Origin of the sequence: Caldimonas tepidiphila, assembly GCF_003569765.1 — a bacterium.
Classification (GTDB): Bacteria; Pseudomonadota; Gammaproteobacteria; order Burkholderiales; family Burkholderiaceae_C; genus Caldimonas; species Caldimonas tepidiphila.
The window spans coordinates 7,316-8,827 of the sequence record NZ_KZ983975.1; the positions used below are offsets into that span (position 1 = coordinate 7,316).

1 protein-coding gene is annotated in these 1,512 nt (G+C 67.6%); it reads left to right on the forward strand.

The features are described from left to right. The first annotated feature begins 1 nt into the window (after window position 1). Window positions 2-1,474, forward strand: a complete 1,473-nt coding sequence (locus D3A59_RS04020) for an ISL3 family transposase (protein WP_157991400.1) — start codon at window positions 2-4, stop codon at window positions 1,472-1,474. Window positions 1,475-1,512 lie beyond the last annotated feature (38 nt).

Sequence of the window (1,512 nt, forward strand, 5' to 3'; positions counted from 1 at the left end):
GGTGATCCGGGTAGCGAGTAGTACCGACCAGCAGCACCGTTGTCCTCACTGCGATAGCGAACGTGTGCATGGCCATGGGCGCTATTGGAGACGACCCGCGGATCTGCCGAGCTTTGGCATGCCGGTGACGCTGGAGGTCGAGGTGCGCCGGTTCCGTTGCAGGGAGCCAGGCTGTCGCGGGCGCACATTCGGCGAATCGCTCGAGCCATTCGCCAGCAGGCGCTCCCGCTACAGTGAGCGCAGCCGGGCCGCCCTACAGCGCATCGGATGTGCACTTGGCGGCGAGGCGGGTACGCGCCTGGCATTCATTCTCGGTTTGCGTGCCGGGCCCGACACGATTCTTCGGGCACTGCGGCGCTTGCCGCTACCCGCCGTTGGCGAGCCAGCGGTCGTGGGCATCGACGACTGGGCCGTGGCCCGCGGCCATCAGTACGGCACCCTCTTCGTGGACCTCGAGCAGCGCCGCCCCCTCGATCTGATCCTCGGGCGGGAGATGGATGAAGTGCGCGACTGGCTCGCACAGCATCCCGGCATCCGCGTCGTCGCCCGCGACCGGGCCGGCGCCTACGCGCAGGCTGCACGGCAGGCCCTACCCTGTGGAATACAGGTGGCCGATCGCTGGCACCTGCTGAGCAACCTCGGCGAGATGGCCGAACGGGTGCTGCTTCGCTGTACCCAGGCACTACGCGTGGCGGCCACGGCCGTCAATGCCCGCTGGCATGAGCAGAGCACGGGAAGCGAGCTCGTCACCAGTTCCTCAGCACAGACCGCACCACCAAGCGAACGAGCGTCTGCACGTCGCAGTGCTCAGCGTCGGGCCGCACGACTGGCCCGCTTCGAGGAGGTGCGTGACCGGCATCGCCAGGGCCAATCCGCACGGGCCATCGCTCGCGAGCTCGGCCTCAACGTCAAGACCGTGCGCAAGTTCATACGGGCGGATTCGTTCCCCGAGCGCACACAGCGAGTTGGCCGAGAGAGCGTTCTCGATCCGTGGCGTACGTATCTGGAGTCCCGCTGGGCCGAGGGCTGCCGCAACGCTGCGCAGTTGTGGCGCGAGATCCGGGCCCAGGGATTCCGAGGCGGTCACAGCCAAGTCCGCCAGATGTTCTCGGCGAGACGCCAGCAAGAGGAACCGTCATCCAGCGGCCGCTCGAGCCCACAGTCGCCCCAGCGTGGCACGCCCTCGGCGCGCCGCATCCGGTTCCGGCTCTTCGGGCGCCCACCCCGCTCTCAGCGCGATCCCGATGAAGGACGGTGGTGGAAGGAGTATCTGGACGAACTCTGCCGTACCGAGCCGGCCGTCGAGAAGGTGCGCACCATCGGGCGACGCTTCATGGAGATGGTTCGCTGGCGCGACGCCCCGGCACTGCCCGAGTGGTTGGAGCAGGCGCGTAGCAGCAGCGTGCCGGAATTGCAGCGATTCGCCTCGGGCATCGAGGCCGATCGAGAGGCGGTGGCTTTGTTGCGCAAATAGATTGAGAGCGAGATTCCCCTGACCCCGGACGGAGTTAT